General features: G+C 34.7%; 26 protein-coding genes and 1 riboswitch. Of the genes, 17 read left to right on the top strand and 9 right to left on the bottom strand.

The features are described 5' to 3' along the window. Together DN394_RS18975 and DN394_RS18970 are read right to left on the bottom strand one after the other, a co-directional pair. Positions 1–584, bottom strand: a 584-nt coding sequence (locus tag DN394_RS18975) for a collagen-like repeat preface domain-containing protein (RefSeq protein WP_149294115.1), incomplete at its 3' end; no start/stop codon positions are given. A 95-nt stretch (positions 585–679) separates the two neighbouring features. Next, positions 680–1,978 carry an ATP-binding protein gene (locus DN394_RS18970; protein ID WP_149294114.1) on the bottom strand — a complete coding sequence of 433 codons (1,299 nt, stop codon included), beginning with the start codon at positions 1,976–1,978 and terminating at the stop codon, positions 680–682. 160 nt (positions 1,979–2,138) lie between these two features. Here DN394_RS18970 and DN394_RS18965 point away from each other — a divergent pair, with 160 nt between their 5' ends. Next, positions 2,139–2,984, top strand: a complete 846-nt coding sequence (locus DN394_RS18965) for a DUF72 domain-containing protein (RefSeq protein ID WP_000897337.1) — start codon at positions 2,139–2,141, stop codon at positions 2,982–2,984. A 297-nt stretch (positions 2,985–3,281) separates the two neighbouring features. Here the strand turns inward: DN394_RS18965 and DN394_RS18960 are convergent, their stop codons facing one another. From DN394_RS18960 to deoD, 4 genes are all read right to left on the bottom strand, one after another. After that, a complete protein-coding gene (locus DN394_RS18960; RefSeq protein ID WP_001094861.1) occupies positions 3,282–3,476 on the bottom strand; it encodes a DUF3924 domain-containing protein in 195 nt (64 codons plus the stop codon). A gap of 119 nt (positions 3,477–3,595) precedes the next feature. Continuing rightward, entirely contained in the window at positions 3,596–4,126 is a 531-nt protein-coding gene (locus tag DN394_RS18955) for a tyrosine-type recombinase/integrase (RefSeq protein WP_000806231.1), read from the bottom strand. A 107-nt stretch (positions 4,127–4,233) separates the two neighbouring features. After that, positions 4,234–6,045, bottom strand: a complete 1,812-nt coding sequence (locus tag DN394_RS18950; protein ID WP_000797535.1) for a sensor histidine kinase — start codon at positions 6,043–6,045, stop codon at positions 4,234–4,236. 156 nt (positions 6,046–6,201) lie between these two features. Continuing rightward, positions 6,202–6,909 carry a purine-nucleoside phosphorylase gene (gene deoD, locus DN394_RS18945; RefSeq protein WP_000110707.1) on the bottom strand — a complete coding sequence of 236 codons (708 nt, stop codon included), beginning with the start codon at positions 6,907–6,909 and terminating at the stop codon, positions 6,202–6,204. Positions 6,910–7,084: 175 nt separating this feature from the next. Between deoD and DN394_RS18940 the strand changes: the two genes are divergently transcribed. Next, positions 7,085–7,873: a hypothetical protein gene (locus DN394_RS18940; RefSeq protein WP_149294113.1), complete on the top strand. Its 789-nt coding sequence runs from the start codon at positions 7,085–7,087 to the stop codon at positions 7,871–7,873. A 4-nt stretch (positions 7,874–7,877) separates the two neighbouring features. On the opposite strand, the gene mprF is transcribed toward DN394_RS18940, so the two are convergent. Next, positions 7,878–10,463, bottom strand: a complete 2,586-nt coding sequence (mprF, locus tag DN394_RS18935; protein ID WP_097994158.1) for a bifunctional lysylphosphatidylglycerol flippase/synthetase MprF — start codon at positions 10,461–10,463, stop codon at positions 7,878–7,880. A gap of 186 nt (positions 10,464–10,649) precedes the next feature. Between mprF and DN394_RS18930 the strand changes: the two genes are divergently transcribed. The 14 genes from DN394_RS18930 to DN394_RS18865 all read left to right on the top strand — a co-directional run bounded on the left by DN394_RS18930 (position 10,650) and on the right by DN394_RS18865 (position 23,696). After that, positions 10,650–11,039: a hypothetical protein gene (locus DN394_RS18930; protein WP_000583791.1), complete on the top strand. Its 390-nt coding sequence runs from the start codon at positions 10,650–10,652 to the stop codon at positions 11,037–11,039. A 22-nt stretch (positions 11,040–11,061) separates the two neighbouring features. Continuing rightward, positions 11,062–11,553, top strand: a complete 492-nt coding sequence (locus DN394_RS18925; protein ID WP_000067570.1) for a YpuI family protein — start codon at positions 11,062–11,064, stop codon at positions 11,551–11,553. 105 nt (positions 11,554–11,658) lie between these two features. Next, positions 11,659–12,573 (top strand): superoxide dismutase, encoded by a 915-nt coding sequence (locus DN394_RS18920; protein WP_000082674.1) that lies wholly within the window; start codon positions 11,659–11,661, stop codon positions 12,571–12,573. A 111-nt stretch (positions 12,574–12,684) separates the two neighbouring features. After that, the gene (dacB, locus tag DN394_RS18915; RefSeq protein ID WP_141475000.1) at positions 12,685–13,809 is read left to right on the top strand and encodes a D-alanyl-D-alanine carboxypeptidase DacB; all 1,125 of its coding nucleotides are present in this window, start codon (positions 12,685–12,687) and stop codon (positions 13,807–13,809) included. Further along, positions 13,802–14,398 carry a spore maturation protein SpmA gene (spmA, locus tag DN394_RS18910; RefSeq protein ID WP_000247806.1) on the top strand — a complete coding sequence of 199 codons (597 nt, stop codon included), beginning with the start codon at positions 13,802–13,804 and terminating at the stop codon, positions 14,396–14,398. Before dacB ends, spmA begins: the two co-directional genes overlap by 8 nt. Continuing rightward, positions 14,395–14,925 carry a spore maturation protein SpmB gene (gene spmB / locus DN394_RS18905; RefSeq protein ID WP_000029511.1) on the top strand — a complete coding sequence of 177 codons (531 nt, stop codon included), beginning with the start codon at positions 14,395–14,397 and terminating at the stop codon, positions 14,923–14,925. Before spmA ends, spmB begins: the two co-directional genes overlap by 4 nt. Before the next feature lie 292 nt (positions 14,926–15,217). After that, entirely contained in the window at positions 15,218–15,946 is a 729-nt protein-coding gene (rluB, locus tag DN394_RS18900; protein ID WP_046955231.1) for a 23S rRNA pseudouridine(2605) synthase RluB, read from the top strand. Between the two features lie 94 nt (positions 15,947–16,040). Further along, positions 16,041–16,562: a thiol-disulfide oxidoreductase ResA gene (gene resA / locus DN394_RS18895; RefSeq protein WP_000742211.1), complete on the top strand. Its 522-nt coding sequence runs from the start codon at positions 16,041–16,043 to the stop codon at positions 16,560–16,562. Between the two features lie 121 nt (positions 16,563–16,683). Next, entirely contained in the window at positions 16,684–18,309 is a 1,626-nt protein-coding gene (gene resB, locus DN394_RS18890; RefSeq protein WP_149294112.1) for a cytochrome c biogenesis protein ResB, read from the top strand. A gap of 14 nt (positions 18,310–18,323) precedes the next feature. Continuing rightward, positions 18,324–19,481 carry a cytochrome c biogenesis protein ResC gene (gene resC / locus DN394_RS18885; protein ID WP_149294111.1) on the top strand — a complete coding sequence of 386 codons (1,158 nt, stop codon included), beginning with the start codon at positions 18,324–18,326 and terminating at the stop codon, positions 19,479–19,481. Between the two features lie 302 nt (positions 19,482–19,783). Beyond that, positions 19,784–20,500, top strand: coding sequence for a DNA-binding response regulator ResD (resD, locus tag DN394_RS18880; protein ID WP_000426862.1), 717 nt, complete (start codon positions 19,784–19,786; stop codon positions 20,498–20,500). Then, a complete protein-coding gene (gene resE / locus DN394_RS18875) occupies positions 20,500–22,275 on the top strand; it encodes a sensor histidine kinase ResE (protein WP_149294110.1) in 1,776 nt (591 codons plus the stop codon). Before resD ends, resE begins: the two co-directional genes overlap by 1 nt. 137 nt (positions 22,276–22,412) lie before the next feature. Then, positions 22,413–22,994: a cob(I)yrinic acid a,c-diamide adenosyltransferase gene (locus DN394_RS18870; RefSeq protein ID WP_060489586.1), complete on the top strand. Its 582-nt coding sequence runs from the start codon at positions 22,413–22,415 to the stop codon at positions 22,992–22,994. 87 nt (positions 22,995–23,081) lie between these two features. Beyond that, the gene (locus tag DN394_RS18865; RefSeq protein WP_000866129.1) at positions 23,082–23,696 is read left to right on the top strand and encodes a peptidoglycan DD-metalloendopeptidase family protein; all 615 of its coding nucleotides are present in this window, start codon (positions 23,082–23,084) and stop codon (positions 23,694–23,696) included. A gap of 30 nt (positions 23,697–23,726) precedes the next feature. Here DN394_RS18865 and DN394_RS18860 read toward each other — a convergent pair whose 3' ends face one another. After that, positions 23,727–24,413 carry a hypothetical protein gene (locus DN394_RS18860; RefSeq protein WP_000711800.1) on the bottom strand — a complete coding sequence of 229 codons (687 nt, stop codon included), beginning with the start codon at positions 24,411–24,413 and terminating at the stop codon, positions 23,727–23,729. 245 nt (positions 24,414–24,658) lie between these two features. Then, a riboswitch (FMN riboswitch) is annotated at positions 24,659–24,798 on the top strand. Positions 24,799–24,960: 162 nt separating this feature from the next. Between DN394_RS18860 and DN394_RS18855 the strand changes: the two genes are divergently transcribed. Then, complete coding sequence (locus DN394_RS18855) at positions 24,961–25,539, top strand: ECF transporter S component (protein WP_000810851.1); 579 nt, start codon at positions 24,961–24,963, stop codon at positions 25,537–25,539. Positions 25,540–25,662: 123 nt separating this feature from the next. Here the strand turns inward: DN394_RS18855 and DN394_RS18850 are convergent, their stop codons facing one another. After that, positions 25,663–25,911 (bottom strand): ferredoxin, encoded by a 249-nt coding sequence (locus tag DN394_RS18850; protein ID WP_001151994.1) that lies wholly within the window; start codon positions 25,909–25,911, stop codon positions 25,663–25,665. Between the last annotated feature and the right edge of the window lie 104 nt (positions 25,912–26,015).

Below are 26,015 nucleotides of genomic sequence, written 5' to 3'. Positions count from 1 at the left end.
GTAGCGCCTTGAGCGCCAGCCGGACCTTGAGCACCCGCCGGTCCTCGAGGTCCGGTAGCCCCTGTTGCACCAGTAGCGCCAGTAGCCCCTGTTGCTCCTCCGCCTCCAAGGCAACCTGATCCGTATTGAACTAGAATAGTTTGGATCTCTGTTATAAGTCTAACTAGTTTGTCGATCGTACAACAATCTACTTTGAATAACTTAGCGATATACAATAAATAATTAAGCAGGCTTTGTAGCTCAACGTACAATGCTCCGCATGAGAAAGGTGTTGTTCTTAAAATAGTTAATAGATTAGCAATAATAGAATTTCCAATTTGTTTTTGTGCTGGAGACAAATCTAAGCAATTGAGGAATTTTTGTAGGTTATTTAGGGCAGCAATCAAGTTATTGATATTGTTTTGAGAAGGGTTTTGAAAGACCGCTTGAATAGCTTGACCAAGAGCTTGAAGCAGTCTAACAAATTCTGTAAGTTCGGACTTAGAGATGTTAATATGACTACAAGCTCTGACTTCGCAACAATCATTACCATAAAATACTTTTCCTTTATTTTTATTGTTCATTTGTTCATTCCTTTCTTTCATAGAATCAATAGTCGTTACTATATATTAAAATGAAATTTATACTAAATTCGTGATGGACAAACTACCATTTCTAAAAAAATAAGAAATTGGACCACCTAGTAAAAATAAGTAAGGTCTAGAGAAACCTTTATATCATTTAATCTTTCAAGAGTTGTTTTAGGTAAAATTGGAATTGAAATAGTGAAAGTTGTGCCGTCTTGATTACTGGTCATTTTTAATGTACCGTTATGATTTTGAATAATTTTCTTCGTTACTGACAAGCCCAGTCCTGTGCCCGAATCTTTTGTTGAGAAGAATGGATCAAAGATATATTCTTGAATGGCTGGTGGAATACCAATTCCATTATCAGTGAAAGTAATACGAACAAAATTATCTAGGCGATAACTAGTGATTTGGATAGAAAGTTTTTTTTCGCCTTGAGCATCGACAGCGTTCTGAAATAGATTTAAAAAAACTTGCACAAGTTCATGACGATCAATATGGACTAATACATCATCTAATTCGTTAGAAAAATTATAATCAATGGAAATATTATGTAAAAAGACTTCACTAGCTAGTAACTGTTGAATATACTCACGTAAAAATGTATTAATAGGAAACGGTTCTCTTGTAAATTCGCGTGTTTTTGAAATAGCTAAAAATTTTGTAATAATACTATTTGCGCGGTCTAATTCAGGAATAAGTAAGTTTTTAAATAATTCTTTATTAGATGGAGAAACATTTTCTTGTAAAAATTGTAAATAACCCCGTACGGTTGTAAGCGGATTACGTACTTCATGTGCAATCCCAGCTGCAATTCGCCCTGCTAACGAAAATTTCTCTGCATCACGTTCTGTGTTTAAATAATGAAAGACACTAATAACTCTAAAAATCTCTCCGTTATAATCACGAATAATTCGGTTATTTAAAATGCCATAGTTTTTGTCTAAAACTTCTTCATTATATATTTCTGTTCCCGTTCTTAATGTTTCAAGAGCTTTAATTTTTTCTTCTGGCAATTGTAGTAATTGTTGAATTGGCTTTCCGATTATATCATTTCGTACTACACCAAAATCATCTGCTGCAGCTTGGTTACATAAAGTGATATTTCCTTTAGCATCAACAAAGGTTACATGATGTGAAAAAGCATCAAAAATATGAATAAAGTATGTTTCAAGTTGCTCAAATAAAAATAATGAATCGCAAGTAAGTTGAAAATCAGCCTCTTTATTCTCTTTTTTTATGTTTTGAATGGAATGAGTCGTTCTCATTTTCTTTATTTGTAAACCAATATTTGGATTTTTGTATGTGAAATGATGTGGTAATTGATTCACAAGTTCTTCATAAAAACGTACTTTATTTTCTAATTCTTCTATTCGTTTTTCATGAGATACAATATCATCGTTTGGAAGCATAAATAAATAACCCCTCAATTTAAAAATTCTTCCATCTAGTATATCATATTTTTATACGGATACTCTTAAAGAAGGGGCTACTTAATAAAATTGATTAGCAGAAGTGTTCGGGAAGTGAGTAGAATGAATAGAAGGTGAAGTTAAAAAGGGAGGGATATATTTGCTTTTCATTGGAGTGACAGGGTGGGGAGATCATGATTCTTTATATATAGATCCCTATGAAAATAGAAATAAATTACGAACATATAGTGAGTATTTTCCTATAGTGGAAGTGGATAGTTCATTTTATGCAATGCAACCTGCACGAAACTATACAAAATGGGCAATGGAAACACCGAAAGATTTTGCTTTTATAGTAAAAGCATATCAAGGAATGACAGGACATATGAAAGGTGAAATCCCTTTTTCTACGTTTGATGAGATGTTTGATGTGTACAAACAATCTATTTTGCCTTTAATAGAAGCTGATAAATTAAAAATGATTTTATTTCAATATCCACCATGGTTTGATTGTAAAAAGAAAAATGTGGATTTTCTTCGATATACGAAAGAAAAAATGGAAGGTTTACCGTGTGCCATAGAATTTCGAAATCAAACATGGTTTTATCCCGAAATGAAAGATAAGACGATACAGTTTCTAGAACATGAGAAATGGATTCATACCATTTGCGATGAGCCGCAGGCCGGGATAGGTTCGGTACCGCTCGTATTAGAAGTAACGAATGCAGAGATGGTGTTAATACGTTTTCATGGTAGGAATGTTCATGGGTGGCTTGATAAAGGGGAAAATTGGAGAGCGGTTCGTTGCTTATATCGCTACAACAATAAAGAATTAGAAGAATGGGTAGAAAGACTAGAGCAATTAAAAAAGAAGACAAAGGACATATATGTACTATTTAACAATAATTCGGGCGGAGATGCAGCGGATAATGCGAAACAGCTTATGAAAATGATGAACATTACATATGGTGAGCCGAAGCCTGAGCAATTAAATTTGTTTGAATGATAATAAACAAGAAAGGCACTGTACAAACAGGGGGAATGTACAGTGCCTTTCTATATGAAAAAGAGGGGTAACAATGTTACTGAGCGTTTGGTTGATTCATCAATTGTTGGCTTCGTAATAAATGATAATGGTTATCATTATCATTGTCAATAGTTTTCCGAAAAATAAATAAAAAACTTTTTATGAGACATTAACGGGTAGGAAGATTCTTGATAAAAGGTTTGGCTGAAGCAAAGAAGTTTTTCGGGGGAGAATGCTAGTAAACTCCTAATAAAATATCAAAAAAAAGAACAGCAATTAATGCTGTTCTTTTCCAGTGACGAATTGTTGTAAATCAAAAGGAGTTATCGCTTGGATAAACTCTTTTGAGATAAGTGTTTGAACAAGAGTACTCTCAGAAATGGAAGCACCTGTTTTCTTTTCATAAGCTTGTTTTAATAAATCAAGTTTTTCAGCCGTTTCTTTCGGTAATTCAATTGTTAATGTGTTCATAATTTCTCCCCCTTACTATTAGAGTACCACTACAATATAGGAGAGACAAGAAAAGAGAATGTGAAACATAAAAAAGGTTACCATTTATAAATGGTAACCTTTTTTATGTATAAGAGTTATTAAGCAATACCGATATACTTTAAAGTTTTTGATGGAGTACTATGATCAAAGAAGTGTTGTAAAAATGCGATATCAACACCTGATTTGTATGCACAATATCCCCAAGTTTTTCGAAGTGTATGTGAGCTAATCCCTTCTAATCCAACTTCTTTTGCAGCTTTGTTTAAAATGTACCATGCATGTTGTCTCGTAATAGATTTTGTTCCTTTTTGAGACTTTAATAATGGTTCATTACGTTTCCAAGTTTTACGTTCTTTCATGTAGTCTTCGATCGCGTGCTGCAAGTCTTCATTTACAGCAAACCATTTATGTTTCTTTACTTTTTCATTGTAAAATAAAATGGAATGGCGAACATTTTCATGTTCATCGATTACATCACTAACTTTTAATTGTAAGATTTCACTTACTTTTAAGCCAGAATTTACAGCTAATACGAATAATAAGCCATCACGTTTCGAAGATTGTAAAAGTATATTTTTGATAGTTTCTAATTGTTTTTCATTTTGAATAGGTTGTCCTGCTTGTTTCATTTCACGCACTCTCCTCTTTTATGTGTGTAAAGGAAAGGATTAACTTGTTTCCTACTATAAAGGGAGAGTGTGAATTTCATGTGAACTCCTAGTGAAATTAAGACAAATTATTTGACTTCTTTTACTTTTTGTAAATTAAAGTAGAATACAACACTATTAGTCGTGTTATATACACCGTACTCGGCATGGTGGAGGTCTAAAATGTTTTTTACAATAGATAACCCGAGACCGGTACCTCCAGTATGACGGCTACGAGATGCATCTAAACGGTAGAAACGATCCCAAATTTTTTCAAGACTTTCTTCAGGGATAGGGTTTCCTGTGTTTTCGATTTCGACTTTTACTATATCTTCCAGTTCTATAACGGAGACGTGTATTTTTTCTCCATCTGGCGTATAGCGAATTGCATTGCTAAGTAAGTTCACAACGACTTGCTCAATACGACTACGATTCGCTTTAACGAATATAGAAGAGTCTACATCTACGTTCACTTGTAAATGCTTTTCCTCCATGCTAAATAATAACTTTGTATAGACTTGTTGAATTAATTCACCGATTGAGAATGTCGTCATATCTAGTTTGTACGTACCAGATTCTAGTTTTGCTAATTCTAACATTTCAACAATAAGTCTGTTCATGTTTTCTGTTTCTTCTAAAATAACATCTGTGTAATACATCGTATCTTTACTAACGCCATCTTTAATTCCTTCTGCGAAACTTCTAATTACACTAAGTGGTGTTTTTAATTCGTGTGATACACCAGAAATGAATTCTTTTCGCGTTTTCTCTAATTGACGTTCACGTTCAATATCTTGTTGTAATTTTGTATTGGCAACATTTAATCGATCGATTCGGTCTTTTAAGTTTACAGATAACGTATTAATACTACCGGAAAGCCCGCCAATTTCATCGTCTGCTGTCACAGGTAATTTTTCACTAAAATCAAAATTGGCCATTTTTTTTGTAACGCGATTCATTTTAATTAATGGTTTCACAATGATTTTTGAGTAGTAGAAGGATAATAAAATAATTACGAGAAATACGATGATTAAGGCATAAACATAATAATCCTTTAAAACGAGCATCGCTTCATTAACAGGTTGTAAAGATGCTATCGCAAAAGCGTATTCTGTAATTTTTCCATTTTCCACAATAGGTTTTACAAAGATACTATTTTTTATATTCTCTCCACCATCTATTATATAAGTGTTTAATTGGTGTGAGTTAGCAGTGCCATTTCTAATAATCTCTGCAAAATATTGAACGGCTTGTAATGTTTCAAAATCATTTGCAAGACGAACATCTGCTTTGGATGGAAGCTGTAACTTAGATACGATACCAGTAAACTCAATTTGAGTCACAGTTTTGGATCGGCTTGTAAGTCTATTTTTAGCAGGGTTTCCATTAATGGATTGAAAATCTGAGTTGACATTTTCGTTTTGCCATCGATTATAGTTTGTTGTCAATTCTAGTGGTGTTATGGTGGAATCTTGTACAAAACCGACGACGTTTATCATCCCATCTTTTTTCAATCCTAAGTTTTCGAATTTATTATATTCTTCTGGCGTTAAAACATTATTGAGTGGAATGGAATATGCTTTATTATTTTTAGGATTAATTACATCAATGTAGAAATTATTGTCACTTTTAATAATGCCGTTCGTATTTAAAAACTGCATTTCAGCATTTGTTTTATCATGAAATTCTTGTTTTAGTTTTCGAATTTCTTCATAAGTTTTACCACTTTCTTCGTAAGTATTTACGAACTTCTCAAAAGCAGTTTGAACTGTTTTTACTTTTTTATTAATGTAAAATTTCTCTAAAAATAGAGATTGTCCTAAGAAAAAAAGGAGGAATATGATTGTAAATAATGTTGATGTTAATAAAAATAGTTTAAAGACGATACTTCTGTTTTTCACTGCGTCACCTCTTGTGAGAAATACTGTAAATGATTTCTTAATTATAACAAACGTTACAAAAAAGTAGAGGAGAAAATCTGTCTCTTCTGAAAGTAGTTTTTAATAAAAAGTCACATAAAAAGAACTCGACAGACGTATGACGAGTTCTTTAATGTATTATTGTTGAATTGCTGCATCTAAAGCGATTTCAATCATTTCGTTAAATGTAGTTTGACGCTCTTCAGATGTTGTTTCTTCACCAGTGAAAATGTGATCGCTTACTGTTAATACAGATAACGCATTTACACCGTATTTCGCTGCTAATGTATAAAGAGCAGTTGTTTCCATTTCTACTGCTAGTACACCATAATCTCCAAGTTTTTTAACCATGTCCATGCTTTCGCGGTAAAATACATCTGCTGTTAAAACATTACCAACACGAACGTGTAAGCCTTTTTCAGTTCCAGCATCGTAAGCTTTCTTTAAAAGGTCAAAGTTTGCAGCTGGGGCAAAATCAAAACCTGGGAATGTTAAACGGTTCATATTAGAATCCGTACAAGCTGTCATTGCAATAATAACGTCACGTACTTTTACGTCTTTTTGAATCGCACCGCAAGTTCCAACGCGAATTAAATTTTTAACTCCGTAGCTTTGGATTAATTCGTTTACATAAATAGAAATAGAAGGAACACCCATACCTGTACCTTGAACAGATACGCGTTTTCCTTTATAAGTTCCAGTGAAACCTAACATACCACGCACGTTATTATAGCAAGTAACGTCCTCTAGAAATGTTTCAGCGATATATTTTGCACGTAATGGATCACCAGGTAATAGAATAGATTCAGCAATTTCGCCTTGTTTTGCTTCAATATGTACACTCATGAAAAGTCCTCCTTATAATGTATTGATAGAAATCAATATCATTTGCATTATACACTATCAATCCTTTCAATTAAAATCTTTTAATTATTTGTAATATGTGCAAAGCAGGAGGATTTCATAAATCATAATCTAGAATATATATGTAAGAAGTTTTGTATGAACAGAGACAATAAAAATGGTAGGTGATGTTTTGAAAAATCTTGTCATTGGACTTGTTGCTTTGCTATTTATTGTAGTAGGCGGATTTTACATAAAAAAGTATCAGGAAACTACAGAGACTGTAGGTGATGTTCAGGAAGTAAAATGGGATGTGTCAAATGGAAAAGGAAATGAGAAAGTAGATATTTTGTTTCAATTGCTAAATAATAAAAATAACGAAGTTCGTGGTGTGAATGATCAAATTCGGGCAGTTATTGTAGACGGACAATTAAAACATGTACAACAAATGAAACCTACATTTGCAGGGAATGGATCATATAAGGTATCTTCCAAAATAGCGAAAGATGAAAGATATACAATATTTTTATATGAAGACAAAAACAAGTCTGTGAAATCATTTGCGAAGAAAGATTTTGGGAGAGAAATAGAGGAGAAAAATAAGAAAAAAGTAAAATTTCCAATCGATAGTGTGCTTACAAAAAAAATAGGGGAGTATGAAGTTTCTCTATTATTTGGTGCATTGCATCCGAATGAACCAGCGACGTTAACATTTCAATTCCAAGCGAAAAAGGGTGAGAAATTGAAATTACATTCAGAGAGAGGAGAAGTGGAAGCGCTCTATATCATGGACGAAACGAGAGAAAACTTTTTATACGCAATACCTGTTGATACAGATGAGCAATTACAATACCGTATTACATTTCCTATAGAAGGAACGTATAAAATATGGGGAGATTTCTATATAAATGGTAAGAAACATGAAAAAGAATTTATTGTACAAGTTCAAAAAAGAAAAAACAGCTAAATGTTTAGCTGTTTTTTCTTTTTCCTATTAATTTTGTTACAGAGAGCATTGTAATTGGTAAAGAATGATTCTTTCTAAATGCTAAATATTTACCGCTCCATGCTGGTTTATATTTTTCTTTAAAATGACGTAGCCCGCTGAAGCTATACGTATAACGAACATTATTAAAGATGGCAGCAGCAACTCGTTCGGACCAAAAAGATTGTGTCGATAAACCTACATTTGAAAGTGGTGCCATACCAATATTAAAGGAGTGGAATTCATTTTCTTTTGCCCACTGGAATAGGTGGATGAAAATTGCATCCATAATGCCGCTAGGTGCATCTGGATAATAGCGCATTAAATCAACAGACAATGATCCGTCTTGATATACGGGCATAAAGGTTGTAAATGCAATGATTTTTCCATCAGCATCACATAATGTAGCGATAGGTGCTCGGCTAATATATTCACGATCAAAGTATCCGAGTGAAAAACCTTTCTCTTTTTTTCCGCCGAGCCACGCATCTGAAACTTTTCTTAACTCTTCAAATAATTCGTTTGAGAATGGTGGCTGATGAATAGAGAATGTATAGCCTTCTCGTTCGAAACGGTTGAAAGTCGCTCGCATACCGGCTCGTTTTTTTCCTGTTATTGTAAATGTGTTCAAATCAACGACAGCTTCTTCACCAAGTTTAAAGAAGTTGTAACCAAAATCATGATATAAACTCATCCATTTACTTTCTATTTGGTAGAATACACAAATGTATCCAAATCGATCAGCCTCAGTTAAAAACTCTTGTAACACAGTACGGTAGGAGGAAGGGTCCCCAATTGGATCACCTAGCACAACGAGACGTTTTCCAGTTATAGAGAAGAGAAGGAGCGCTTTCCCATCACTACTGAAGAAAAATTGTTTATCTCCTAAAAATCCTAAATGACTAAGTACATTACCATCGTGTTCATCTAAAAAGTTTTGCAACCTTTTATCATTAGCTGGTTGCCCGGGAAATTCATTTCGATAACGATTGGCAATGAGTGAGCCAATCAGTAAAAATGTAGGAACGAAAAAGGCAGCTGCTAATGCACTTCGTTTCACTTGCGTAATATTACGAACGACAAAATCAGGTTTAAAAGCTTCTTTTGCACCTGCAAATAAAATACCTAAGTTTTTATATAAATATAAAGTTATGAGTAAGAATATAAAAACTTTTACCATATCAGAAAGTGAGACTTCCATTTTCTCGCGTACAAATCTTTTACGAAGCATATATAATACAGCGAGTACGATTAATAAAATAAACGTCTCTTCAATATCAATCCCTTTTAGCGTATTAAAGATGGCTGCTCCGATTAAAGAAATAATCGTCATATAGTAAGAACGCTTTGTTCCATAATATATCCCTCGCGAAAGGATCAGGAGGAGAATACCAAATGTTAGTGATAAGCTAAAAGAAAATTGAATAAGATGTTTTGGAGCTAGAATATGTAAGGCGTGTGCTCTGTTTATACTTGTCGGTAGAATGGTTGATAAAATAACCATTAATCCAGCAAATACTGTTAAAGCAGCAGAGGCCCATGAACCTAGTTTTCCTAGAAAATCACGCTGCAAAGTCCATATAACACCAGTTGTTTCTAATGCAGGCGCAATAAAAGGTTTATCTTCAAACTTTTTAATGGCCACGCCTGTCATTTCAAAAGCTGCAAAAATAAGACCAAGGCAGAAAGGTAAAATGTAATAGACGAGGCGATATAATAACATAGCAGGTAGTAATACGCCTGTATCAATGCCGTATTGTCCGAGCCCAGTTAAAAAGACAAGATCAAATGAACCAAGTCCACCAGGAACAAGACTAACAACACCAGCTAAAGCAGCAATTACATACACACCTAAAAACTTTTGAAATTCGATATCGATACCAAATAATATTAGTATGACGTACATAACAATACCGGCAGATACCCACTCAACTAATGAAACTAATGAGTATAAAACAGTCGGATTTTTCTCTTCTTCCCCTTCTTCTTGCCCTTCGGTTTGCTTTGGTTTTCTATTTTTTAGTTTAGAAAAGCCAATGTATATAGGGACGAAAAGGGCGAAGAAAATAAGAACAGGCCATAGCCACGGTTTTTCATGCAAAATAAAACTTGTGTCTAATATTCCAATAAGACCGAGGAAAGAAAGAATTGCGAGTCCGTTAATAAAAGCAGTTGTCATCCAGGCGATACTTTTAATAAGTTTGCCATTTTCTTTTATGTATGGACGATAAAGCATTGTGCGTACACCAGCTCCAACGAGACCACCAAACCCAATAAATCCATTTAAAGTATTAGCAATCCATGAGATACGAAAAATCTTTTGGACTGGTATATCAGCTTTTAAATAACGAAGCATAACATAGTCATAAAAGAACATTGTTGATACGGCAAATGCACCAAGTGTAATTGCTAAAAAGACTCCTCCGGTTGGAATGTTTTTAATTGTATTGATTGCTTCTAAAAAAGAAATGCCTGCTAATTCTTTTTTTGCTTGAAAGAATACAATTGTTAATACAACAAATGGGAAGATAATTTTCCCGATTTGTAAGAAACGTTTCCATGAAAACGACATAAATACAACTCTCCTTGTATAAGAAAACTGAGACAATAATATTATTATGACAAACTTCAAGAAAAATAAAAAGGTAAATTCCTGTATAGGGAAGCTATTTTTTATATGGGTTATATTTAAAAGAGTATTTCGTTTATCAGAAAGTTAAGTTAAAATGAATTGAAAGAAGGAAGAGAGGGGAAGTAGATGATTATAATAGGTTATGCGGGATATGAGTTAGAGAAAGCGAAACCTAATACATCAGAAGATTTCTTTAATAGATCTGAAGTGACATATATATTAAATAATAAAGAGAGAACTTTTTCCGTTTTATACGTTCGATATTTTGAAGAAGTTTTACAAGAAATTACTCCTTTTGAAGGAAATCCAGTATGTAAAGTAGAAGAACAAGACATATATTTACGGGATATTGTAGCGATATGTTGTTTACTGAAAGAGAATGAGCATCGCATGCAAAAACGTTTATATTTAAATAATATAGAAGCATTCCAACAATATTTTGATGAGGAAACAGTGGTGAAAGTACAAGAAATATTAGCTGAATTACATAAAAATAAAAGAGTAGAAATAGCGTGAAATGGCAAAGGAGAGGGAAAAAATGTCTAATCTAATGGTTGAAAATCAAACAGAACAAGTTTCTATGTTTTTAGAAGATGTTATTACTTTGATAACCAATTATGTAAATTATCATACGTTGCCTTCTTTATTAGAAGAAAAACCAGCAGGGAACGAGCAATATTATAAAGGGTTATTAGCATCAATAAGACGTCTTCTCGTTTTTTGTGAAGAAGGACATGATGCATGTTTTGTTTTGTTAAATAGCCAGCCATTTCGAAAAACAGCAGCTGAGAAAATTTTATATAAAATTTATCATCAAGTAATTGCAGAGTTTTTCTCACCAAAGAGTGATCATTGGTATGAAAATAGTCGGTCTGCCTATACAGGGAAAAACTCCATCGTTTTTCAACAAACGCCACCAGCATCTATAGAGCAAGTGATGAAGAGTTTAGAAGGAAAATTTCAATTGATGCGTGAAGAACTAGAATATTATGAGACGGATTACCAAACAAAGATGTTACACAAATATTAATTGTGAAAAAGAAGCTAAGAGGACTTAGCTTCTTTTCCTTTTGTAAAGTTATATAAGGGATTTCCTTTGAATATATTTATGGGGATAGCATTAAGGAGGTGTAACATGAGTCAGCAAGGTGTATTTACAGATTACTTTCATGAAGTAGAAAGCTGGTGTGAAAGTGTTCTTCACGTATTAGATAGCCGTGCAATGGAAGTGTATGATGTCCATATGCTTGCCTATAAAATTCAAACGTTATTAGATCGTATGAAAGAGCATGAGTATGATACAGATGCAGAGTTTATGTATGAAATAAGTGATGATGTAGAACATATTCAGCATCATTTGCAGGAAGTATTCGTGCAAGGAGAAGAGGAATATGAACTATATGAAAGAGGGGATAGTGAACGAGCTGTTCCAATTGGAGGGCATACACTTCCACCATTACCTTATCCATATAATGCGTTAGAACCGTATATTTCTAGAGAAATTATGATGTTACACCATGATAAACATCATCGCAGTTACGTGGAAGGATTAAATAAGGCAGAGAAAATGATGGAAGAAGCGAGAAAAACAAATCAATTTGATTTAATTAAGCATTGGGAAAGAGAAGCGGCTTTTCATGGATCAGGTCATTACTTACACACGATATTTTGGAATAACATGAAAAAAGATGGTGGCGGAAGTCCAAGAGGGGCTCTTTCACAACAGATTGAACAAGATTTTGGGAGTTTTTTACGTTTTCAAAAACATTTCACAGAAGCAGCTTCTAAAGTGGAAGGATCAGGCTGGGCGCTTCTCGTTTGGGTACCACGATCTGGAAGGTTAGAAATTTTGCAGAGTACACTTCATCAATTATTTACACAATGGGATACGATACCGCTCCTCGTGCTAGACGTGTGGGAACATGCGTATTATTTACAATACCAAAATCGAAAAGATGAATATATTAAAAACTGGTGGAATGTTGTAAATTGGCCTGATGTAGAAAAAAGATTTGAAAGTGCGAAACAAATTGAATGGACACCGTATTAGACGCAGGTTCTCTGCGTCTTTTTTATTAGAAGGAGAAAGAGATTTCGTTCATATTTTAAAAGGCCAAGCATACACTTGTACAAAAAGTGCCAAAAGGACGTGGGGGAAAATATGAGACGAATTTGTGTAATAATCACGCTTCTTATTATGTATGCAAGCGTTATACCAATTCCTACATATGCAAAGATGAACAGTAATGTCAGTGCTCGAAATGCTGTATTAATGGAGCAACAGTCCGGTCGTGTATTATACGGAAAAGCAGAACATGAACCACAAAAAATTGCTAGTATAACAAAAATTATGACAGCCTTGTTAGCTGCTGAATCAGGAAAAATGAAAGAAATGGTATCGGTTAGTAATGAAGCGGTGAGAGTAGAAGGATCAGCAATTTATTTAAAGCCTGGACAGAAAGTGAAGTTAGAGGATTTAGTATACGGACTCATGCTTAGATCTGGTAATGATGCAGCACAAGTAATTGCTGAAAATGTAGGAGGAAGTATAGGAGGGTTCGTATATTTAATGAATGAAAAGGCGAAACAAATTGGAATGAAAGATACTCACTTTTCAAACCCACATGGTTTGGATGGAGATGGATCCCATTATTCATCAGCCTATGATATGGCACTTTTAACAAAGTATGCAATGGGGAATGAAACCTTTAAGAAGATTTTTGGGACAAAAACGTATAAATCAGATTCGTGGGATTATCCGTGGAAAAACAAACATAAACTCGTGACATCTTATTATGAATTTGCGACAGGAGGAAAAACAGGTTTTACGAAGAAAGCAGGACGGACACTTGTTACAACAGCATCAAAAGATGGACTAGATCTAATTGTCGTAACTTTGAGCGCTTCTAGCGATTGGGATGATCATATGAATTTATTTGATAAAGGTTTTGAACGTTTCAAGCAAACGAACGTTGTAGGACAAGGAGCTCTTGCTGAAATAACTGAAAAGAAATATGCCAATCATGTATATACGAAAAATAGTTTTGCGGTGCCATTAACTGAGCAGGAAAGAAAGAATGTCGTATTAAAAGTTGAACTCGATAAAAGTGCAAAACTTAATGATGGCGTAAAAGTTGGAAAGACGGAAATTTATGTTGGCAATGAGAAAGTTGGAGAACGGAATTTATTTTATAGTAAACGAAAGTTAGTAGCTACAACGGGAATGTATTGGAATAATGTGAAAGAAATTTTTTCTCATATGATAGGTGTTGGGAGCGATGGTTAATCTCGTATGGGTAGCGATGGCAGTCATAGGGATTGTATATGCCATGATAAATGGAACGATGGAAGCAATAAATAAAGCCGTATTTGACGGAGCAAAAGATGCAGTAACAATTTGTATAGGACTTATTAGTGTATTAGTATTTTGGCTCGGTTTAATGAAAATTGCAGAGGAAGCAGGGTTGTTAAAAAAGTTAGTGTCACTTTTTATGCCGATAGTAAAAAGGTTGTTTCCAGAAATACCGAAAGATCATCCGTCAATGGGATTTATTTTATCGAATATGATGGCGAACTTTTTTGGATTAGGGAATGCAGCAACCCCTCTTGGTATTAAAGCGATGGAACAATTGAAAGAGTTAAATGGAGGAAAGGATTCGGCGAGCCGTTCTATGGTGACGTTTCTCGCATTAAATACATCAGCGATTACTTTAATTCCTACTACTGTCATTTCGATTCGAATGACGTATGAATCAGCGAATCCTACTGAAATTGTTGGGGTAACATTCATTGCACAAGTACTCTCTATGATCGGAGCGATTTGGATTGACCGCTATTTTTACCGAAGAAGGAGTAGGAAGGGGCGGAAAAAATGAGTATTGTCAATACGATATCATTATGGGTAATCCCTTGTGTAATCGGTTTTATCCTTTTATATGGCACGATAAAGAAAGTGCCGACGTATGAATCGTTCGTTGAGGGGGGAAAAGAAGGGATTCAAATTGCGATCTCTATTTTACCGTTTATGGTTGGAATGCTTGTATCTATTTCGATTTTTCGGGCATCTGGAGCGTTAGATGCAATGATATCAGTAATGAAGCCGATGTTAGATTTAATTCATGTCCCAGCAGAAATTGTTCCACTAGCACTTATACGCCCTATTTCAGGCTCTGCTGGTTTAAGTATTACGACCGATTTAATTGCCACATATGGGCCAGACTCGTTTATTGGAAGATTGGCTTCTACGATGCAAGGGAGTACAGATACGACTTTTTATATTTTAACAGTATACTTCGGAGCTGTCGGAATTAGAAAAATGGGAGATGCATTAAAAGTAGGACTTTTTGCCGATTTAATCGGGATTATTTGTTCAATTGTGTTTGTTTCTTTAATGTTTAAGTAAGGCGGCTATTCATTTTTTATGCTATTTCGCTTATAATACGTATACGACCACTATTAAGGTGTTGCTTAATAGTGGTTTTTTTATGCGGTATTTTTGACAAAATGATGAACTTTTATTGTGAGCAATATGAAGAATATGGACAATAATAAAAGGTAAAAAGATGATTTGCCCTTTATATGTTTATTATCATCGCTATGTTGTTTAAGTAAGATGAAGCGAATAGCCGTCAAGCGTATGCGGTTGCCAAGTCTTTCTAATGTAAGGTAAGATAAATTCGAGGTGAAAAAAAGAAATGGAACGATTACAAAAAGTGATTGCGCAAGCAGGTATTGCATCGAGAAGAAAGGCTGAGGAATTAATTCAGCAAGGAAAAGTAAAAGTGAATGGAAAAATAGTGAAGGAGTTAGGAACGAAAGTAACTCCTCAAGATAAAGTAGAAGTAAATAACATCCCTCTTGAAAAAGAAGAACCTATTTATTTTTTACTATATAAACCAACTGGCGTAATTTCAAGTGTATCAGATGATAAAGGAAGAAGTGTTGTAACAGACTTTTTCCCTGAAATTAGACAACGTTTATTCCCAATCGGACGCTTAGATTATGATACGTCTGGTGTATTATTGATGACAAATGATGGGGAATTTGCAAATGTATTAATGCATCCAAGATATAAAGTTGAAAAAACGTATGTTGCAAAAATTAAAGGGCCATTAACAGGTGAGAAAATTCGCATGTTAGAACGAGGTGTTGCATTAGAAGATGGGAAAACAGCACCAGCACAAGTGAAAATTATTTCTTGGGACAAGCGTAAAGAGACTGCGATTGTACAATTAACGATTCATGAAGGACGTAATCGTCAAGTACGCCGCATGTTTGAAGCGTTAGATTGTAAAGTAGTGAAACTAAAGCGTGAACGCTACGCCTTTTTAGAAGTGGGTAGCTTGCGACCTGGTGATGCGAGAGAATTGTCACCACATGAGGTGAAACAATTACGTGCATTGGCTTCTACAAAGCCGCGCTAATCGATAGTGTGAAACTTTCACCAGTGGAATGCTCCGCTGGTGATTTATTAAAAAATACATATATTCATCACTCGTCGAAGAGAGGGGAGACAATATGAAAAAAAATCGCTTATTATTTCGCGTTATGATTCTACTCATTTTATGCGGTGCTGTAGGATTTACACTTTATCAAGGATATTTCACTAAAGAAGAGAAAATGCAAATCGGAAAAGAAGCACCTAATTTTGTTGTAACAGATTTAGAAGGAAAGAAAATTGAATTAAAAGATTTAAAGGGAAAAGGTGTATTTTTAAACTTTTGGGGCACTTGGTGTAAACCGTGTGAAAAAGAAATGCCTTATATGAACGAATTATATCCAAAGTATAAAGAAAAAGGCGTTGAAATTATTGCGTTAGATGCAGATGAAACGGATATTGCTGTTAAGAATTTTGTGAAACAATACGATCTTAAGTTCCCAGTCGCAATTGATAAAGGTGGAGAAATTATAAAAACGTATGGAGTAATACCGTTACCAACAAGCTTCTTGATTGATAAGGATGGTAAGGTGATTCAAGAGATTAAAGGTGAACAAACGATAGAACAATTGGAAGAGTATTTAAAGAAAATTACTCCGTAATAAAGAAAGCCTTTACATACGAGGCGCTTACCTATAGCGTCTTTGATTTAAAAATTCTGAGTATTGCGGTAACTTGAGGGTAGAATATACAATAGTACATATAGATATAGGGGCGGTGAGAGTGTTGAAAGAAATTAAGTGTGAATGTGGACATGTGAATCCGATAGGAACTGTTTTTTGTGAAGCATGTGGGAAACCATTTGAAAGCAATGAAAATATAAAACTATTGGATATGCGTTATGAGGGGAGTGCTCGGAGATCTCTCACACAAACAAAAACGATAGTCGATAAAATTTGGAGCTTTTTCTCTTCTGTAAAAGTGGGTGTATGGCTCATTGTAATCACTTTAGCTGCATCAGCAATAGGAACTATTTTTCCGCAAGAAATGTACATAACTCCAGGAATTGCACCAGCTGAATATTATAAGCAAGAATACGGATTTTTAGGGCAACTATACTATCAATTAGGATTTAATAATTTATACGGTTCATGGTGGTATATGATTTTAATTGCTTCAATTGGTATTTCACTTGTGATATGTAGCTTAGACCGTGTCATTCCACTTTATAAAGCTTTAAAGAAGCAAGGGGTGAAAAGACACCCTAGCTTTTTAAAGAGACAAAGATTATACGGTACTGGTACACCGCAAGATGGTGATCTTGAAAGAGTGCAAAAGAATTTAAAGAAAAGAAACTATAACGTGAAAGTGGAAGACGGAAATATTTTGGCGGAAAAGGGACGGTTTTCACGCTGGGGTCCATATGTGAATCATATCGGTCTTATTATCTTTTTATTCGGTGCGATGCTTCGTTTTTTACCGAGTATGTATGTAGATGAAACGCTTTGGTTACGTGATGGTGAAACGAAAGAAATACCAGGGACGGATGGCCAATATTATTTAAAAAGTGAGAAGTTTATAAAGGAAGTTTATGATAAAAGTAAGGACAAGGAAGTTTTTGATGAAGCAATTGACCGTGTAGGTGATAAAATGATTGCGAAAAACTTCCAAACGAATGCCGTATTATATAAAGCGGTAGGTGAAAAGATAGCTGGACAAAAACCAAAATTGGAAAAAGTAAAAGAAGTTGAAATTCGAGTAAATGAACCGCTGAAATTTGATCAATTTGCTGTTTATCAATTGAGTTATAGAGAAAATGAATTTAAAAGTATGTCCTTCCGTTTGCAAAATAAAGAAAATAATCAAAAGTGGGGACCGATTAAAGTTGATTTAACAAACCCTGCAGAAAAATATGATTTAGGAAATGGTTATTCTTTAGAACTATTAAGCTATTTCCCTGATTTTTATTTTGATGAGAATGGAAGACCAAATACAAAAACAAAATTACCAAACAACCCTGCATTTGTATTTAAAATGTTTACGCCTGAAACACCAGATGGTGAAGTGAGTTTTGTTGGTATTCAGCAAAATATAGAACCTGATGGAAATAATAAATATAAAATGTCGTTTGCAGGCGTGGAAATGCAAAATGCAACAGCACTTACTGTAAGGAAAGATTTAACACTTTGGATTCTCGGTATTGGAGGATTTATATTTATGGTTGGTGTCATTCAAGGAATGTATTGGAATCATCGCCGTATTTGGATACAACGCGTTAATGATGAATGGTGGATTGCAGGACATACGAATAAAAACTGGTTCGGTTTAAAGAAAGATATTGAAAGAGTACTAGAAGGTACAGCAATTCCGCAACCAAATGATAAAGTAGTCGATAAAAAAATTAGTTAAGGTGGGGAAACGATATGGTGCAAATAAGTAGTAACTTTCTCTTTACCGCATTTATTTTATATTTAATTGCCACTCTATTTTTTGGGGGAGCAATTAAAGAAAAGGGTCATAAATGGGCAAATGTAGGAATAACGATTACAATTTTAGGGTTTATTGCACAAACAGTTTATTTTGTAACAAGGTGGATCGCATCAGGTCATGCGCCAGTTAGTAACTTTTTTGAATTTGGTACGTTTTTCGGCATGATGCTTGTCGGAGCATTTATTGCCATGTACTTTATGTACCGCGTAAGTATAATCGGACTATTTGCATTACCGGTTGCGCTTTTATTAATTGCTTATGCAAGTATGTTTCCGAGGGAAATATCACCGCTTATTCCATCTTTAAAAAGTAATTGGTTACATATTCACGTGACGACTGCGGCTGCAGGACAAGCAATTTTAGCAATTAGTTTTATTACGGGCGTTATGTATTTATTGAAAAATGTAGATCAATCAGTGAAAAGTAAACGTACATTTTGGCTAGAGACGGTAGTATTCACACTTGTTTGTACAGTTGGGTTTATTGGAGTAACAACGGTATTTTCTAGTATGAAATATGAAGCGAAGTTTCAATGGATTGATAAAAATGAACAACAAGTGGAAATGAAGTACAATCTTCCAGCTTTAGTGGGGCCGCATGAAGGGAAGTTACTGACAGAAAATAAATTAGAGCCGACAGTTGAAGTTCCGGCGATTGTAAATGCGAAAAAATTAAATACTGTTATTTGGTCAGTGTTAGTCGGAACGTTACTCTATATCGTATTAAGGTTAATTTTACGTAAACGAGTATCAGCGGCACTTCAGCCGTTAGTGAAAAATACGAATAGCGATTTGTTAGATGAAATAGGATATCGTTCTATTGCAATTGGATTCCCAGTTTTCACATTAGGTGCATTAATTTTCGCCATGATTTGGGCTCAAATAGCGTGGACACGTTTTTGGGGCTGGGATCCAAAAGAGGTTTGGGCGCTTATTACTTGGCTCTTTTATGCGGCGGTATTACATTTACGTTTATCAAAAGGATGGCACGGAGAGAAGTCAGCATGGTTAGCTGTAATTGGTTTTGCAATCATTATGTTTAACTTTATTGTAGTAAACTTAATTATCGCGGGTTTACATTCATACGCATAGAGAAATAAAATAGGAGAGTGTATGTCACTTTCCTATTTTATTTTTGTCAACTTTTCTTCTTTTTTGAGAAAAACATGACAAAGTAGCAGTTGATTTTGTAAAATGATGTCGAGGACATTATATACTGTTCAAAAAAAATACATAGTTTTGGAAAAAAATTGAACAAACTTTATTATTCTTGTGAAGCATAATATGGGAAGTGAAACATTTAGAAGATTGCTTAAATAAACGAGAATAGCGCAACATAATAGTATAGAAGGGTAGGTGTGAACCGTTGTGGTAAAAGTACGCAACGGGTAGAAATGGAAAATGAATCAAGAATTTTAATTGTAGACGATGAGGATCGTATTCGTCGTTTGTTGAAAATGTATTTAGAGAGAGAACAATACACAATTGAAGAAGCAGACAATGGTGATACAGCTTTAGAAATGGCGCTGCAAAATGATTATGATTTAATTTTATTAGATCTTATGATGCCTGGTAAAGATGGTATCGAAGTGTGTAAAGGGGTTCGTGAGAAGAAAGCGACGCCAATTATTATGTTGACAGCAAAAGGTGAAGAAGTAAATCGAGTACAAGGGTTTGAGGTAGGAACTGATGATTATATTGTGAAACCATTTAGCCCACGTGAAGTAGTGCTTCGAGTGAAAGCGGTCTTACGCCGTTCTGTACCAACAACGTTCTTTACACAAGATACAACGACAAAAGATGTTACTGTATTCCCTCATTTAACAATTGATAATGATGCACACCGTGTTACAGCAGATGGTAATGAGGTGAATTTAACACCAAAAGAGTACGAATTACTATTATTCTTAGCGAAAGCGCCTGATAAAGTATTCGATCGTGAGCAATTGCTAAAAGAAGTATGGCAATATGAATTCTTCGGAGATTTACGTACAGTTGATACGCATGTAAAGCGTTTACGTGAGAAGTTAAGTAAAAAATCACCCGATGCTGCGAAGATGATTGTTACCGTTTGGGGAGTAGGTTACAAGTTTGAGGTTGTGAACGACTGATGCTTTGGAGAAGTGTAGTAGGGAAGTTATGGATGACCATATTACTTCTCGTTTCGTTCGTGCTTGGATTTGTTGCGATTTTACTTTCACAGTTTTTTAGAACATATTATGTTGATATGAGTGAAGCTAGGCTTCAAAAAGTTGCAACAAGTGTTTCAGAGTTAATTGAAGAAGGTGCCGATGTAAAAACGATTGAGAATATCGCATACAAATTCTCTGATCCACTTTCAAGGATCATTATTGTAGAAGATGGTAAAGAAATATCTTCTTCACCGAAACAAGAAGGTTTAGTCACTCTTACAATGGATGACTTAAAAGAAGATAAAGAATTAGCGGCTGTGTTTACAGACAAAAAAGAAATTAAGAATAACATTAGAAAAGCCTCTAATAGTAGAAAGAATAAAAATACTGAAAATGATATTATGATTGTCGGAAAACCAGTACAGTCAAAAAATCAAAGTGCAGTGTTTGTATACGAATCTTTACAAGTACCGATACAAGGTATGGAAAGAACGACTGATTTTATATTCTTATCAGCAGGGATTGCGATTATATTAACAACGTTCTTTGCATTCTTCTTATCTACTCGAATTACAGCACCACTCCGTAAAATGCGTGAGGTTGCTTTTGAGGTCGCGCGTGGGAAGTTTGATGCGAAAGCACCTATGGTATCTCAGGATGAGATTGGTGAGCTTGCAACGGCCTTAAATCAAATGGGGAAACAGTTGAAGTTTAATATGAATGCTCTGCAGCAAGAAAAAGAACAGTTAGCAAGTATTTTAAGTAGTATGGCAGATGGGGTTATTACGTTAAATCAAGAAGGTGAAGTCGTTGTAATTAATCCGCCGGCTGAACATTTCTTACAAGTTTGGCAAGAGGAAAAGGAAGTAGAGCTCAGTAAAAAACTACCTTCTGAACTTGTTGAACTATTCCATCTCGTTGTAGAAAGTGAACAACAACAAGTGGTTGAAATTAATTTACAAAAAGGGAACTATGTAGTTCTTATGACGCCGCTTTACAACCAAACGAAAATTCGTGGCGCTGTAGCTGTATTACGTGATATGACGGAAGAACGCCGTCTTGAGAAGATGCGTCAAGACTTTATTGCAAACGTATCACATGAACTTCGTACACCGATGGTAATGCTTCAAGGGTATAGTGAAGCGATTTTAGATGATATTGTGCAAACGAAAGAAGAAATTAATGAGTTCGTTCAAATTATTTATGATGAATCTGTTCGTTTAGGTAAACTTGTAAATGAACTATTAGATTTAGCGCGTATGGAAAGTGGTAATGTAGAGTTACATATAGGTGAAGTTGATATTCATCCTTTCGTTGAAAAAATAGGTCGTAAATTCCAAGGAATTGCAAAGGATAAAGAAGTCGCATTAACGGTTGATTTCCAGAATCCAATTGAACAATACCCGTTTGATGCAGATCGTATGGAACAAGTATTGACGAATTTAATTGATAACGCAATTCGTCATACGAATGCAGGCGGACATGTAACGCTTGTAATTAATACGAAAAATAATGGTCTTACTTTTGAAGTACAAGATTCGGGCGCTGGTATTCCAGAAGAAGATATTCCATTTTTATTTGATCGTTTCTACAAAGCTGATAAAGCAAGAACACGTGGGAAAAAAGGTGGAACGGGGCTCGGGCTTGCGATTGCAAAAAATATTGTGCAAGGCCATGATGGTAAAATTGCTGTTTCAAGTGTTGTTGGAGAGGGAACTACATTCTCTGTATATTTATCGAATCGTATAATTTAGATATACGTTTTTAAAGTTGATAATGAATAAAGTTCTACTGTTTTTTATTTTTTTGTAAAATCAATTAAATAAATAACAGTAGAACTTTTTTTCTATCTTAGTCGAATGAAGAATAGCAAGAGGGGTGTCGTGAAGCGATGAAATTATATACGAAAACAGGAGATAAAGGGACAACAAGTGTAATAGGCGGCAGAGTGGATAAAGATAATATCCGAGTTGAAGCATATGGCACGATAGATGAGGCGAATTCTCATATTGGATATGCAATGACTAAGCTACAAGGCGGATCTTTTGGAGATATTTACAATGAACTTGAAAATATTCAACATGAACTATTTGATTGCGGGGGAGACTTGGCGATAGTAGAGGGGAAAATTCCTTATAAAGTAACGGTTGAAATGGTTGAAAGCTTAGAAAGAAGGATTGATTCGTATATAGAAGAAGCACCGCCGTTAGAGCGTTTTATTTTACCAGGTGGAAGCGAAGCCGCAGCTGCTATTCATATTGCACGTACAGTTGTAAGGCGAGCAGAACGATGTGTAGTGTCCTTGCAAAAAGAAGGGGAAATAAATAAAGTTGTTCTAAAGTATGTAAATAGATTATCTGATTATTTGTTTGCGGTAGCTAGAGTAATAAACGCTCGATTACAAGTAAAAGATGTGGAGTATAATCGCAGTGCAATCGTTTTTCGTGATAAAAACGAGAAGGAAGTGGAGTGATTCACTTTCTTTTTTTTTGTATACTTTTTTCTGTAATATACCAAAATAAGAGAAGGTATGGTGTTAATTAGAAAACGGAGGATGTATATGAAAGTGTTAAAATGTGGCGTCATGTTATTGACGGTATTGTTTTTATCTCAATTACATGTGTACGCAGAGGGAAATCAATGGACATGGCCTGTTGAAGGGCAGATAAGTGATTATTTTGGGACAAGGCATGGAAAACACTACGGTATAGATATAGCGGCACCGATTGGCACGCCTGTGGCAGCTATTCAAGAAGGTAAGGTAACAAAGTCTTATTATTCAAGTAGTTATGGAAACGTTGTATTTATTAAACATGGAGAATATGAGGCCGTGTATGCGCATTTAAATAAGAGATATGTAGTTCAAGGGGATTATATTTCAAAAGGAGAAATAATTGGAGAAGTAGGAAATACAGGAGAATCGAGAGGTGCACACTTACATTTAGAAGTTCATCAAGGAAGATGGACGATGGCGAAAAAGAATGCGATGAATCCATTGCTTGTTCTAAATGAACAGAGAAATGAAGTTGTTTCCTCATCCTTATATGTCGTCCAAAAAGGGGACACTTTAGTTAGTATTGCACGGAAATTTAGTATGTCAGTTAAGGAAGTTAAAGATAAAAATGGACTGCAGCAAGATCGGATTTATCCAAATCAACAATTATACGTAAAGTAAAAAAAGAGCTAGTTAAACTAGCTCTTTTTTTTACCAAAAAATAAAGACACATATAAATCCAGAAATAGCTAAGTAGCTATATAAGTAAAATACTTTCGTTCTTGTTTTTTCGTTCGTTCGAAATAGTACAATAGTCGGTTCAATTAAACCGATTGTCAAACAAAGTAAACCAAGAAGCATACAACCGATTGAAATGGAGTACAGGGCGATTTGTGGTGCTTGAAATGGAATCATCCATTTTAATAAAAATGCAATAAGTGCAGTGTAGCAAATGCTGCCGATGTATTTATTCAACGGTGCATTAGAACGGAACCCTGGAAGTTTTTTTAAGAAAGAGCGGGAAACAACTTCAGTTTGTAAAGATGTGTGCTCTTCAATTATTTTTTGAGCTTCTTTTCCTTTTTGGAAAAGGGATAATATCCAGTTTCGCTCACCTTGAAAAATAAATTGAGAAGTTGTCAAATAATGATCCACCTTCACTTTATTCCAGCTCTTCCACGGGTGACGCTCACACAGTTTTAATTTACTCTCTGTTTTTTTATCATACTGATAAATACTGATGCCATCTTCATCGAAAGCAGCATAGTATGTCTCGCTTGAGAATGTGCCTAAATCAATTGGACAGTAGAAAAGTAATTCTTTTTTTAAGTAAAAGTATTCTTTTCTTAAGTTTTTTTTCATTGCTTCTCGAATAGAGTGTCTCTTTTCTTTTTTCATGACATTTCCTCCATAATCCAGAAAATGTTCTTATCTTAACAATTCAACATCTTATCACTTTTCATTATATATGACTAGGGGATTCATAGGGGAAATGCCGAATACTAAAAAATCTGGGGTGTATTGTAAAATATAGTGATTGGTTTTAATTATATAAAATTAATAACTTATTTTTAATAAGTTACACTTTTTTTGTTCACAATACGATTATGTTGTTGTATAATAAAGTGGAAAATAGAATATCGGTCTATCTTCGGGGCAGGGTGAAAATCCCGACCGGCGGTGATGAACTATATGTGATTTTGTTCTAAGCCCGCGAGCCGTTAAGGCAGGATTTGGTGTGATTCCAAAGCCGACAGTATAGTCTGGATGGGAGAAGATGGAGGTTCAAGCGTTCAAAAAAGATATGGATTTGAACGTCTGTTTGATGTGCCTTAAATTCTCCCTTTGTGTAAAACACAAAGGGTTTTTTCGTTCTATGAAAAAGTAGGCATAGCAGAACCTTTCCACTTTCCATGAGATGATCGATGGAAAAGGAGAGAGAAAGATGAAACAAAAAAACAGTGTAGTGCAGATGGTGAGTGTAGCGATGCTAAGTAGTATTGCATATTTACTGATGATGTTGGATTTCCCGTTTCCAGGGCTTCCGCCATTTTTAAAAATTGATTTTAGTGATGTACCAGCTCTAATTGCAGCAATTATTTTTGGGCCAGTTGCAGGGATAATTGTAGAGGCGATAAAGAATATTCTACATTACGGGATTCAAGGGAGTTTAACGGGAGTGCCAGTTGGAGAAATTGCTAACTTTATTGCAGGATGTTTATTTATTGGACCGGCAGCTTTCTTATTTAGAAAGTATCGTACTGTTAAGAGTTTAACGACAGGATTAATGCTAGGGACAATTACAATGGCGCTCATTATGAGTGTATTAAATTACATCATTATATTCCCAGCTTACACTTGGTTTTTAAATTCACCAGCTATGTCTAGCGAGGCTATAAGAACAACGGTTGTAACGGCAATCTTACCATTTAATTTGATTAAAGGAATTGTTGTGACAATTGTATTTGTAGCGTTATTCTCACGCCTGAAAGTATGGGTGTTTGCAAAAATGAAAAATGCATAAAATATAAAATAAAACCATTAGTAGTATGGAACTACTAGTGGTTTTTTATTAAGTAGAATGAAAATAGAAAACAAAAAATATCCCTCATATTAATGAGGGATATTTTTTGAAGTTAATAAAAGACTATTCGAATTTTAAAGAGTCGCCATCAAATGATTCATCAGCAACTTTAATTGAGTCAGTTGGACAACCTTCGAATGCATCCATCATATCTTCAATTAATACATCTGGAATTTCAACGATACCTTGGTTATCGTCTAACGTTACAAATGCAATACCTTCATCATCATAATCATAAATGTCTGGTGCAGCAGCGCCGCAAGCACCACATGCGATACAAGTATCTTTATCAACGATTGTATATTTTGCCATCTTTTTTCCCTCCTGATAATATGTATGTGAAAAGCTCGCCATAAAAATTATAACCTTATTGTAAAACGGTTTTTAAAACTTTTCAACATAAAATTATAATGATA

It is taken from the genome of Bacillus sp. BB081 (assembly GCF_008368895.1).
GTDB lineage: Bacteria > Bacillota > Bacilli > Bacillales > Bacillaceae_G > Bacillus_A > Bacillus_A wiedmannii.
This window is presented reverse-complemented; position numbering and strand designations above follow the sequence as displayed.